We start from the raw sequence: 12,848 nt of genomic DNA, 5'->3' as shown, positions 1-12,848 counted from the left end.
AATACCATACTGACACGCTGGCATACCAAATTTGTTAGGGAGATTTCTTATGCGGTCTAAATTTTTTTCATTTTTCACACGCGCATCAAGACCGATGAAAGCTACCCCTCCTAAAACTTGGTTTGAAACGCAATTAAAAAACAGTGGCCTCGATAAAAAATTTCAGATAGATGAGTTGAGAGAAACTCAGTCTTCCGTCAGAGTATTTGCCAATCAGAAATATCTTCCCGACACTGAAACGATTAATGGGGCGTTAACTAAAATAGCGGCCATTGATGTATCAGGAGATAAAAGTGGGTATTTTCAAAATGGATTACCTTTCCCAAATGAAGCAGGATATTTCGAGAAAATCCCTGTAGGGCATCCTGAATTATTATCTCCCATAGAAAGGTTAACAGGCAGTAAGAAAGTTGTTTCTTCGCACAGCCTGGTCACCGCCTCCGGAGGTTATCCACTAACTAATCCATTATTACCCTATCGAAAACCAATAAAAGTGAGTATTTTTTCTTTAGCAGGCCCTTCTTTTGAAAATAATTACCTCCATTATCGTTTATTTCTATTAGATCCTGTGCAAAAGATAATTGATTCACCACTCTTTAGCCATTTGTATGATGGTTTACCTATTCAGTTTGATGATGCTAAAAAAGAGTTGGGTGAGTATGACACCAACAAGGTGATGGCTCGCATTCGTTTGGGGTTTCCTTATCTGGCAAGGTTTTCATCAGGTGGTTTTTATCCCAGCTTTAGCAAGTCCAATGCTATTATCTTCCTAACTGAAGCTTATTTTCGCTATCAGCTAGAAGACGTTTCATTACTGTTGGCATCAGTAAATCAAACAGCAAAAGAAACTGGAAAAGCGGCCTTGCTTAAAGCCACTGCAGTTGGAATGGGTTTTTTTGCAAAAATTGATTGCGGTTATGATATACAACACATGATTTTTCCTTATTATTTAAGAGCTTATAAAAAACTGTTAACTGAACACAAATTTCCATGGATAGCAAAAATTGAATTTCCTATTTTTAATGAAACTCAACAAGAACAGTTTGATTCAATTTTTGAAGACTATGATGGCCCTACCAAAGTGTATCAAAGCACACGCGATGTTCTGGAATTTCGTGAAGAAGAGATTGAAAAATACTTGCCTGCCGCGATTAATCCATCAGATGCGTTTGCTCTAACTGGAAATGAATGGGGATATGGTAGCGTTGAATCAATGATTGGAAATAATAGCTCTATCCGCTTTGACCAAGTACATCATATGAATCCGCTTATTTTAGAGCCATCTCATCATGTTGAAGCACAAATAAATAAGGATCATGGCGTTGAACTGACAGCCCATTCTATGCCACAACCCTCATCAAGCATTAAACCCTAGGGGATGATGGAGATTCCTTTACATAATAAGTTACGGCGTCTGCAAGATACTTATCTCCCTCAAATCGCATCAACAAATTTTTAAGAGGGGTATCTTCATATACTTCTTTACAAAGCTTGGCAAACTCTTCTTCACAATCATTTATCAATAACCATTCCAAAGTGCTTTTTTCCGAGCTGAAATCGCTGAGTTTCATAGTCTCCGGAACTTTGGGGTTAAAATCCTTCATCGCATTGGGAACCAATCCCCCATCAAGGTATTTTTCCCTATATTTTGGGCAAGTAGACGCAATTATTTGCTCAAATGAGACACTGTCGACAACCAGTTCTTCTTTTTCCCCATCATGATCACCACATGCTATTCCTACTTCAGACTTTAAAGTAAGAAGGGAAGTTGAACTTCCATAAAATTTATGGACCCATGCTTGCTTGGTTAATTCGGGATAGGTTTCCAGGAATTTTCGTAAATCCTCTGTAGAAGCACAGGCACCCCATCCAAATGGATTCAGATTAAATTTCTGGTATCTTTCCACATCGGTAATACGGACCTTTTCCAGCTTATCGCTTTCAACACGTTGTGGCAAACCACCTAATTTGTGTAAATGATCTAAACTACGTCCATCCGCTCGAACCAATATTTTTTTAGTCTGTAATTCCTTGATTTTAAATCCAACCAGAGGATCACTTAAATTAGAAATACTGGTTTCAAATTTAAGTAACGCATTGTGAAATTTGGAAAAAAATTTTAATCTGTTCATTGCTTAATCTCTGAGGAATGATAGGTAACCTAAAAAACTTCAGAAATAAGAATAAGTGATTTAAAAACCTCGGAGAGTTTTTTAGGTTAGCAAAAAAAATTATACACACCAATTATTAACTAAAAATTAAGCAACATCTCTATTGCAAAAAAAAATGACTTATTTTGGTAAAAAATTACTTATAAACCGCCAGCATGGCGAATAAATAATCGCTTAATCGGGGTCAATTCATTGCATGCTCGCAATCCGAGGCTGCGTAATGAGGTAATAGGGGATGCTGAGGTTCCAAATAATCTTTTAAATCCTTCCATAAGTAAAACAATTTGCCAAACAGAATGCTTTCGTTCTCTTTGGTAAGCCCTCAATATTTTATTTGAGGTCAATTCTCTTCTACTCATTTCCAGACAGTTTAACCAGCTTTTCACATCAGCCAGGCCAACATTTAGCCCAAGGCCTGCTAAGGGATGAATAGTATGAGCTGCATCACCCAGCAGTAACCAGCGATATCCTATATATTGCTTGACATGTCTCATTTGTAAAGGAAATTGATGACGACGACTTATCACCTTTATTTGCCCTAGCTGACTTCCAAATGCTTTAGTCAATTCCCTGCTAAATTCATTATCATCAAGTAATTTCAAGCGCATTGCGTTATCAGGATGAGTTGACCATACGATAGAACATTGATTGGGATTAGATAATGGCAAAAACGCCAACGGCCCATCAGGATTAAATACTTGAAAAGCAGTATTTCGATGCGATTTCTCACTATTTATGGTCGCAACTATCGCTTGTTGCTCATACGACCAACTGGTTAAATCCACCTTGAGCTTATGACGCATTGGGGAGTTAGCTCCATCAGCTATCATCAATAACTGTCCTTCCCAGGAAGTATCTTGGCTAGAAATTTTGATACTCTGCTCTAAATTAAACACCTCATCTATTGCACTTTGAGGAAATAAACTAATGTTAGATTCCAATGATATTTGGCGCAAAAGAGCTTGTTTTAAGATAGATTCTTCAATAATTGCCCCTAAATTTGGCTCAGCAATACTACGAGAATCAAAGTCAATATAAGCTCCACTCAGACCATCCCAGACATGCATTTTATTATAAGGAGCGACGCGAGAATCATCCAGGTGTTGCCACACGCCTAATTCACTTAGTAGCATTTTTGATGCTTTATTGATGGCATAAACACGCAAGTCACTACTGTCTGTATTGACCATCAATGTTCCTGCATCGATAACAGCGACGGTATAATGACGTTGAGCCATGGCTAAGGCTGCAGTCAGACCTACAACTCCACCTCCAATAACAAGCACATCAAAATGTTGGATCATTGAAGTTCCCCTGCGCTCAATGCAATTTCACAAACCAAATCAGGAGTAATTCCGCCAAAACCACGGGCATATCGTGCTAATAAATTTTTTAATGCCGGCATATTATCCAGTGCCAGCAACCCAAGGTTACGCGCTATTCCCATACCGGGTAAACGACTGGTAAACAGATGTATCAAACCGTCTGTTAGCCAGGTGATCATTTGTTGATCATGTGCTCGTAATTTCAAATAATGCTCTAACATCTGTGGGTTTAATCCCTTTTGGCTAATGCATTGTGCCAAAGTCGCAACGTCTCTTAAACCCAAGTTAAACCCCTGACCCGCAACAGGATGCAAAGTGTGGGCAGCATTACCTACAAAAACAACCGGCCATTTGGTTTGCTGGGGCATTAAAACTTGCTTCAGGGGATAAGAGTATCGCCTTCCCACTTTAGCAAATCGTCCTAGCCTATACCCAAAGGCCGTTTGCAGCTCGCGCAAAAAATCATCATCAGTCAACATCATTAAGCGTTTTGTCTCTTTTGGCTTTGATGCCCACACCAATGACATTTTGTCATCCATCATAGGCAATAACGCAAGAGGACCGTTAGGAGTAAACCGCTCAAAAGCACGATTACCATGTGGTTTTACCAAACCCACATTGGCGACAATGGCCTCTTGATCATAATCTTTTATTTTGACTGGCAGATTACAAAGGTGGCGTGTCATCGATTCCGTACCATCAGCCGCGACAATTAATTGAGCCCGGATAGAAATCATATCGGCACCATTAGTGACCGTAGCAATAGAATTGTTAAAATCGATGGATTTTAAAACAGCTGGTGCTAACAAGTACTCTTTATTGATTAGAATACTCAAAGCTCTATTAATGTATTGCATTTCTACTACATAGCCCAGAGGGCTATTTTTCTCGCCATGCAAACGAGAAACCCCAAAACGATGCTGATCAGAGACATGAATCATATAAATTGGCGTTGTATATTCCTTGAGAGTCTCCCAAACTCCCAACATTGCCAGTATACGTTGACTTGCAGGTGATAACGCCAATGAGCGAGCATCAAAATCAGGGTTTACCTTGTCACTGTATGGCCTGGATTCTACTAACGTGACAGTGAAACCTAAACCCTGCAGAGCCAGGGATAAGCTTGCACCAGTCAAACCACCGCCAATAATCAGTATATCAGTCTCTTTATTCGCCACGCATTAAAGCCTCAATATCATCTACATTAACAGGCAAGGCACCAGTCAATACCTCACATCCTGTTCTGCTTACCAGAATATCATCTTCTATACGCACACCGATATCCCACCATCGTTTGTCAACACCTTCCATCCCTGCACTGATATACAGTCCTGGTTCAACTGTTAATACCATCCCAGCCTCTAAAGGACGCCACTCATTATTGATTTTATATCGCCCGACATCATGCACATCCAATCCTAACCAATGTCCAGAATTATGCATATAAAAAGGTTTATACGCTTCATTTTTAATAAGCTCTTCTAAATCGCCCTTTAAAATTCCTATATCACAAAGACCCTCAGTAAGAATTCTGATAATAGTCTGCTGAATATGATTCCAGGGAAGACCTGGTTTAATCGCTGCTATACCAGCCTTTTGTGACTTCAATACCAATTCATAAATGATTTTCTGCTCAGGGCTAAAAGTACCACTTACCGGGAAAGTTCTGGTAATGTCTGCCGCATAATTACCATATTCACCTCCTGCATCAATGAGCACCAAATCGCCGCGGCGCAAAGGTTTATTATTTTCTGTATAATGAAGAATGCAGGCATTGGCGCCACCACCCACGATAGGGTCATAAGCTACACTACGACATCCATGACGGCTAAACTCATAAATTAATTCCGCTTCCAGTTGATACTCATATTCCATTTTCTTACAAACTTGCATCGCCCGTTTATGAGCAGCCACCGAAATACTGGCTGCCTGTCTCATTAACTCTAATTCCGCATCACTTTTAATCAACCGCATTTCGCTTAGAATAGGTTCGAGATCGCATAAAGATTCAGGTGCCTTAATACCTCTCCTCACCTGAGCTTTTAGTGAGGACAGAACATACCTGATTTTTTTTTCCAATGATAAATTACGACTGAGGTTATAGTATATGGCAGATTTTCCGCTGAATAGTTTAGGAAGCTCTTCTGTAATACTACTTAGTGGGTATGCCGCCTGCACTCCAAGCTCTTGCAAAGCATCATCCTGACCTAATCGTTTACCTGTCCATTGTTCTTCTGCAGGATTTCTTGGGCGATTAAATAAAATACTTTGGCTATCCTTACCCGCAATAATGACCAGCAAAGCATCAGGTTCATTAAATCCCGTCAAATAATAAAAATCACTGTCCTGTCGAAATCGATAATGAGTATCTCCACTGCGCAGCACTTCGTGTGCGGCGGGTATTACAGCAACACTATCATCGGGCAATTGCGCGGCTAACTTTTTTCTTCTCGCCTTATACTCTTGTTGGCTTATCATATCAATTTCCCTTTTCACTTTAATAAATAGAACAAATGAGCAATCCTTAAAAAACGAAAAATACAAATAACTTCAATACCTTACCAACTTGCGATCAATGGGTTGTTCCAGAATCTCCAAGTTCTCGTTCATGCAAAACCAAATCGCTGTGCAATCGAAGTACTGCCATACGAGTATACTCACTGACTTCCATTAGAGCTTGCTCATCTTCCTCACCTACTTCCAACGATTCACAATCCATCTCTGCGAATTCTATAAGGTGTTGAAGAGCATCCTGGGATTCCTCTTCATAAAATTGCTCCATTCCAACTCCCGCAATAGTTAACCCTTGGGTAAATCCTTCACACCATTCACTAAAAGCCTGAGCACGCATAACCAAAGATTCATTATCATCGGGCAATAACATTTGAAATTCAAAATCAAAATTATTAATTTGTTGCTGACTAATTGAAAAAACAGAAAACATGGATAACAAGGCATGACGACTTTGTTCATCTTTCCTGTTATTTAACAAAGCACGAATGTAAGCCTCGCCTTGACTATCAGCCCCTGCACATAGATAACCGCACATGATCCCGTGTAATTCGCTAGCGGACATAGTTAATGCTAAAACAGAAATGGACTGCACAAAATCATCGTACTTAGGTAAATGTAGCGAATCATTATCTAAAGACATAGTTAACCCTATTTAAAAAGATAGCTAATGATACCCCATTTAGAATCAGTGTTCACCTGCCAGACTTTCTCACTACCTATGATTTTCATAATTTGCCGCATTAAGGCAAAATTGCTACTATTTGCTTAATACCGTGCAAATACAAAGGCGTAATAATGACCAATATTAAACTCTGTAAAATAAAATTATTAAATAAAATCTATGAGATCAAATGTCCTGATGGCGAAGAAGTGAGTTTAATACTCGCCGCAGAAAAACTTAATGAGAAAATGCAAAATAACAAAAATAAATTTAAACATTTGGATAATTTCCACATCCTTTTGCTTGCTGCTCTGGACATTGGCCATGAATTAATCCTATGTAAAAATGAGCAGGAGCAACAGCGATTACAGGTGACAAAATTTATATCTTCTCTGGAAAATAAAATTAATAAAGCAGTAGTTGGCTCTGAAATGGATAGTAATTCATAAGCAGATAAATTAAGTATTCCTAGGCAAACCGTCCTATACTATTGATATTAATAGCAAACAATTAAAAGGAATTAGCTATGCGACGTCAATGGTATATCGGATTTGGAGTTATCCTTTTATGTCTCTTTGCCATATTTGCCATGCTGCAGGATATTGTCTGGTTTTTTGCCTTTTTGATACCTGTTATAATCCTGTGGATTTATGATGTATTGCAAACAAAACACACCATTTTACGCAATTTTCCAGTACTAGGTCACGTCAGATATTTTTTAGAATTTCTTCGCCCTGAGATTCAACAGTATTTCATCGCCACGGACGAAAGCGAGCTTCCGTTTAACAGGGAAACCCGCTCGATGATTTATCAACGCGCAAAAAATGTGAGAGACACCATTCCATTCGGAACGGAGCGAGATATTCTAAGCGTTGGTTACACCTGGGCGCTCCATTCTCTATCGCCGAAACACTCTAGTGAAGTAGAACCAAGAATCCATGTGGGCGGACCTGATTGTAAAAAACCTTACAATGCCTCCCGATTGAACATATCAGCCATGAGCTTCGGCTCTTTATCACCTAATGCCATAATGGCCTTAAACAAGGGAGCAAAACTTGGAGGCTTTTATCACAATACAGGAGAAGGAGGATTAAGTCCTTACCATTTACAGGGCGGCGACATTGTTTTTCAAATTGGTACGGCTTATTTTGGATGTCGAGACGACCAAGGTAACTTTGACGAAAATGAATTTATCAAAGAAGCCTCTCGTGATGAAGTGAAAATGATAGAGATTAAATTATCTCAGGGTGCAAAACCATCCCATGGTGGAATTTTGCCTGCAGCCAAATTAACTGAAGAAATAGCAAAGGTAAGAAAAGTAGCCATGGGCAAAGATGTTTTGTCACCAATTGCTCATACCGCTTTTGATAACCCCGTCGGCTTGCTTCATTTTGTAAAAAGATTACGTGATCTTTCAGATGGTAAACCTATAGGCTTTAAACTCTGCCTGGGGCGCCGGCACGAGTTTATGGCTATTTGCAAAGCCATGCTGAAAACAAATATTTTACCTGATTTTATTACAGTAGATGGCGCTGAAGGAGGGACAGGAGCAGCACCAGTTGAATACACCAATTTTATAGGAACGCCTTTGGAAGCCGGCCTGGTTTTTGTTCATAATGCCCTTGTTGGCACTGGTGTCCGTGATAAAATTCGCGTGATTTGCAGTGGAAAAGTGACCAACGGGTTTGATTTGCTCACTAATATTGCTCTTGGAGCTGATATGTGTAATTCAGCAAGAGCCATGATGATGGCAATAGGATGTATTCAATCAAAACAATGCAATGCCAATACCTGTCCTACAGGAGTTGCTACCCAAAAGAAACGTCTTCAGTATGGTCTTGTTGTTGATGAAAAAAAATTTCTTGTCGCCAATTTCCATAATAATACGATAAAAAGCTTTTTGGAAATGGTTGGAGCCTTGGGATTAAATAACCCTAGTGATTTAAAACCATGCCATATCATGAGACGAATTGGGGTCGATGAAGTCAAATCGTTTGATCAAATCTATACTTACGTTAACCCAGGCCAATTTTTAAATGGCGATATTCCTGATGATTATAAAATCCACTGGGAACACGCTGATCCAGACAAGTTCTAATATCAGAGAAGCCTTTTCATCTCACCACTGTGATTCGTATTCAATCTAAACCCAAACGGGAAAACGAATGGGGCGTGGTGGCTAGATTCATTGCTTTAGCATCGATGTAAATTCAGTCGCATTGACCGCTCGAGAAAAATATAATCCCTGACCATATAAACAGCCTAAATCTCTTAATTTTTCCAATGCATTTTGATCAGCGATACCATCCACCTGGGGCTGCCACCCTAATGTTTGGGCTAATTTTACCATAGCCTCTACAATTTTTGCTTTCTTTGTGTCTTTTGCTATTTTCAGTACGAAAGATTTCTCAATTTTAATGTCATCGATAGGGAAATTAGTCAAGTGAATAAAGGAAGAGTTATCGCTACAAAAATCATCTATGCATAATTTGATGCCCATGGTTGATAATCGTTCAAAAACTTCTTTGGTAACCATCTGATCAGCTAAACAAGTCCTTTCGGTAAATTCAAGTTTCAAGAATTGTGGAGCAATCTCATAATCATTTAATAATTTCTCTATTAAATCAGGCAGCTCACGATTCACTGACAAATTCACAGAGGCAAATATTTTATGTCCAGAATCATGCCAAGCGGCTAATTGCTTTATTACTTCCTTGAGCATAAGAGTTGTCAAATTATGAATTAAACTGGTTCCCTCGATTAAAGGCATGAATTTTTCTGCACTTAATAAACCTAATTCAGGATGTTCGAAACGGACTAATGACTCAGCACCCACAATTTTGCCATTAGCTAATTCAACTATAGGTTGGTAATAAATTTTTAAGTCTTTATTTTCAATGGACCTCTGCAGTTCATTTATCACAATCCGGTTATGTACAAGATCCTCTTCCATTTCAGGACTGTAAACCGCATGAGATTTGTTTTCTTTTCGTGCCTGGTAAACTGCAATAAGGGCATGGTTTACTAAAACATCATCTTCCTCTCCGTGAATAGGATAGATGGCAACACCAAGGATAGGTGTCACATTGATACTAATTCCATCCACTATCAGGTTGGTATTTAGCAAGGTAAGCAGATGAACTAATAGCTCATCAATATCCAAATCCTTTTTAAGTCTTGGCATTAATATGGCAAATTCATCACTTTGCAATCTTGCGACCATATTAATTCCAAGAGACGCTTTTAGCAGGTAAGGATCAATCAAAATCGATTTTAATTTTTCAGCAAATTGCTTTACGATATTATTGGTATTAAATGAGCTGAAATTATAATTAAGATCATTAATTTTTATTACGATAACGGCTAACTCACCTTGTGATCCCAATTGTTCGATAGCGAGCCGTATTTTTTCATTTAACAAGCGGTTGTTAGGCAAATTGGTCAAGCTATCGTGATTACTTTCATATTTGAGTTTTAATTCCAGATTCCCACTGAGATTTAAAAGCTCTTTGGTTTTATCAACCAGTAAACTTTCCGCTTTATTAACCAATCCATAACAAAATGCTTGTCCCCAATACACAAACATAAAGGGAGTTAAATCAAGAATCCAAATTGCCGGGTTAGATCTTTGAGCCTGAATAAATCCTCCTAAACTCACAGCTCCAGTCAGTTGATAGGAAACAATGCAACTCGCAATCAAGATACTGCCAACAGAAATAAGCAATCCCAAAAAAGCATATCGATTGACATGACCCTTCAGGATAACGGAGCTATGTGCCAAATTAGATTTAATATTCATGGATTAACAGTAATTCCCTTATGCCTGTCAACAGGCTAATTCTTAATTCCTCAACTCGTTTATTCCAGCTTCAATGCCCTACAAGAAACTGATTAAAATGGAATACTTAATGATTAGTATAGTCTAAAGAAAAAATAACAAATGTTTTATCGCAGGGAGTTTTTCTAGGTATAGAAACCAGGTTAGTGTTATAATCTAATTAACCCGATGGCGAGTGATTTTAGAACCAACACTCACAGCCAGGGAAGCATCCTGTTATCGGCGTTGAGCAAGCCCACCATTAGAGTGGGAAGCCTGAACCGATGCATTCGCTGCCCACTTGAACCTAAGGGTTCAAAATCCGGTACCCATCGGGTTATATCTTCATCAACTGCTCTTTTAATAGCAGGTATTCATCCCGAATTTTAGCTGCCAATTCAAATTCCATGTTTTGAGCATGAGAATACATTTGTTTTTCCAGCGCATTAATTTGTTTTACCAGTTCCTGGGGAGACCAATGAGCATATTGGGGAGCTTTTTCAGCAACCACTGTTTTTCGTTTGCCTATATAGGCACCTTCCAAAATATCCTCAATCGATTTATTAATACCCTTGGGAGTAATGCCATGTTCCAAATTGAATGCTTTTTGTTTTTCACGTCGTCTCTCTGTTTCCGTCAATGCTCTTTGCATCGAACCAGTAATGGTATCTGCATACAAAATAGCTCGTCCCTTCACATTACGTGCCGCGCGGCCGATCGTTTGGATTAAAGAGCGCTCCGAGCGTAAAAAACCTTCCTTGTCCGCGTCTAAAATAGCGACAAGAGCAACTTCTGGCATATCAAGACCTTCACGCAATAAATTAATTCCCACCAGAACATCAAACTCACCCAAACGCAAATCACGAATAATTTCCATGCGCTCAACCGTATCGACATCAGAATGCAAATAGCGCACCTTGATCCCGTGCTCACTTAGGTACTCTGTCAAATCCTCTGCCATACGTTTGGTTAATGTCGTTACAAGAATACGGCTGCCTTGAGCGATCACCTGCCTGATTTCAGACATGAGATCATCGACCTGAGTTTTCACCGGCCTGATTTCCACCTCGGGATCAATCAAACCGGTGGGTCTTACCACTTGCTCAGCCACATTATCTGAATGTTCCTGCTCATAAGGCCCTGGTGTCGCTGAAATATAAATAGTCTGTGGCGAACGTTCTTCAAACTCTTCAAAACGTAACGGTCTATTATCCAAGGCAGAAGGCAATCGAAATCCATAATTAACCAATGTTTCCTTGCGCGCCCTGTCTCCGCGATACATTCCACCTATTTGAGGAACAGTAACATGCGATTCATCGATAATTAGCAAGGCATCGGGTGGGAGATAATCAAAAAGAGTAGGTGGCGCTTCACCGGCTTCGCGGTTGGATAAATAACGAGAATAATTTTCAATGCCTGAACAATAACCCAACTCCAACATCATCTCAATATCAAAACAAGTTCTTTGCTCCAAACGCTGGGCTTCCACCAACTTATTTTGAGCATTCAATTCAGCCAGTCTTTCCTGTAGCTCTACTTTTACTTTTTCTACCGTTTCTAAAATACGTTCTCTTGGAGTGACATAATGTGTTTTAGGAAAAATCGTGACACGGGGCAATCGCTGTAAAATTTCTCCTGTTAAAGGATCAAAACGGGCAATATTATCAACCTCATCATCAAAAAGCTCAATTCTTATCGCTTCCTTCTCAGAATCAGCCGGGAAAATATCAATGACATCACCATGCACGCGGAATTGACCCCGCTCAAGACTGAGATTGGTTCGTGTGTACTGCATTTCCGCAAGACGCTTTAAAATTTTACGCTGATCGGATTGTTCTCCACGGGAGAGATGTAATAACATACGCAAATAGGAATCCGGGTCGCCCAATCCATAAATGGCAGAAACCGTCGCTACAATAATGGCATCCTTGCGTTCAATCAACGCTTTGGTTGCGGACAAGCGCATCTGCTCTATGTGTTCATTAATGGAGGCATCCTTTTCTATAAACGTATCTGAAGCAGGGACATACGCTTCGGGCTGATAATAATCGTAGTAGGAAACGAAATATTCTACGGCATTATCAGGAAAATAGGCTTTAAACTCGCCATAAAGTTGAGCCGCAAGCGTTTTGTTCGGTGCCATGATCAATGTGGGTCTTTTCATGGCTTGAATCACATGAGCTATAGTAAATGTTTTACCAGAACCGGTAACGCCTAATAATGTTTGTTTGGCTAAACCAGATTCAAGACCATCAATTAAAGAGGCTATCGCTGTAGGTTGATCACCGGCAGGTTGGTAATTTGAGTAAATTTTAAATAAGTCTTTCATATTTTATATTATATGCTAGTACCCCTATAAT

The 12,848-nt window shown here is 39.4% G+C and carries 10 protein-coding genes and 1 other RNA gene; 4 read left to right on the top strand and 7 right to left on the bottom strand.

Translation table 11 applies throughout. From position 1 onward, the window contains the following. The first annotated feature begins 49 nt into the window (after window positions 1-49). Window positions 50-1,375: a hypothetical protein gene (locus tag EL201_RS00400; RefSeq protein WP_027223183.1), complete on the top strand. Its 1,326-nt coding sequence runs from the start codon at window positions 50-52 to the stop codon at window positions 1,373-1,375. Here the strand turns inward: EL201_RS00400 and EL201_RS00395 are convergent. From EL201_RS00395 to EL201_RS00375, 5 genes are all read right to left on the bottom strand, one after another. Further along, on the bottom strand, window positions 1,365-2,132 hold the full coding sequence (locus EL201_RS00395) for a hypothetical protein (RefSeq protein ID WP_027223182.1): 768 nt from the start codon (window positions 2,130-2,132) through the stop codon (window positions 1,365-1,367). The genes EL201_RS00400 and EL201_RS00395 overlap by 11 nt on opposite strands. A gap of 179 nt (window positions 2,133-2,311) precedes the next feature. Beyond that, a complete protein-coding gene (locus tag EL201_RS00390) occupies window positions 2,312-3,475 on the bottom strand; it encodes an FAD-dependent oxidoreductase (RefSeq protein WP_027223181.1) in 1,164 nt (387 codons plus the stop codon). Next, on the bottom strand, window positions 3,472-4,674 hold the full coding sequence (gene ubiH, locus EL201_RS00385; RefSeq protein WP_027223180.1) for a 2-octaprenyl-6-methoxyphenyl hydroxylase: 1,203 nt from the start codon (window positions 4,672-4,674) through the stop codon (window positions 3,472-3,474). Before ubiH ends, EL201_RS00390 begins: the two co-directional genes overlap by 4 nt. Then, window positions 4,664-5,974 (bottom strand): Xaa-Pro aminopeptidase, encoded by a 1,311-nt coding sequence (gene pepP / locus EL201_RS00380; RefSeq protein WP_027223179.1) that lies wholly within the window; start codon window positions 5,972-5,974, stop codon window positions 4,664-4,666. Before pepP ends, ubiH begins: the two co-directional genes overlap by 11 nt. 94 nt (window positions 5,975-6,068) lie before the next feature. Then, window positions 6,069-6,650, bottom strand: coding sequence for a UPF0149 family protein (locus tag EL201_RS00375; protein WP_027223178.1), 582 nt, complete (start codon window positions 6,648-6,650; stop codon window positions 6,069-6,071). Between the two features lie 155 nt (window positions 6,651-6,805). Here EL201_RS00375 and EL201_RS00370 point away from each other — a divergent pair, with 155 nt between their 5' ends. Together EL201_RS00370 and EL201_RS00365 are read left to right on the top strand one after the other, a co-directional pair. Further along, the gene (locus EL201_RS00370) at window positions 6,806-7,120 is read left to right on the top strand and encodes a cell division protein ZapA (protein ID WP_027223177.1); all 315 of its coding nucleotides are present in this window, start codon (window positions 6,806-6,808) and stop codon (window positions 7,118-7,120) included. A 77-nt stretch (window positions 7,121-7,197) separates the two neighbouring features. Then, window positions 7,198-8,769 carry an FMN-binding glutamate synthase family protein gene (locus EL201_RS00365; protein WP_027223176.1) on the top strand — a complete coding sequence of 524 codons (1,572 nt, stop codon included), beginning with the start codon at window positions 7,198-7,200 and terminating at the stop codon, window positions 8,767-8,769. Window positions 8,770-8,856: 87 nt separating this feature from the next. On the opposite strand, the gene EL201_RS00360 is transcribed toward EL201_RS00365, so the two are convergent. Further along, window positions 8,857-10,470: a putative bifunctional diguanylate cyclase/phosphodiesterase gene (locus EL201_RS00360; RefSeq protein WP_027223175.1), complete on the bottom strand. Its 1,614-nt coding sequence runs from the start codon at window positions 10,468-10,470 to the stop codon at window positions 8,857-8,859. Window positions 10,471-10,668: 198 nt separating this feature from the next. On the opposite strand from EL201_RS00360, the gene ssrS reads away from it, so the two are divergent. Then, window positions 10,669-10,831, top strand: a non-coding RNA gene (gene ssrS / locus EL201_RS00355) — 6S RNA. Here the strand turns inward: ssrS and uvrB are convergent. Continuing rightward, entirely contained in the window at window positions 10,826-12,817 is a 1,992-nt protein-coding gene (uvrB, locus tag EL201_RS00350; RefSeq protein ID WP_027223174.1) for an excinuclease ABC subunit UvrB, read from the bottom strand. The two genes, ssrS and uvrB, sit on opposite strands and share 6 nt — an antisense overlap. Window positions 12,818-12,848: the final 31 nt, after the last annotated feature.

Source organism: Legionella pneumophila subsp. pascullei, assembly GCF_900637585.1.
In the GTDB taxonomy this organism is placed as follows: Bacteria; Pseudomonadota; Gammaproteobacteria; order Legionellales; family Legionellaceae; genus Legionella; species Legionella pascullei.
Note: the sequence above shows the minus strand (reverse complement) of the source record. Positions and strands in the feature narration are given on the sequence as shown.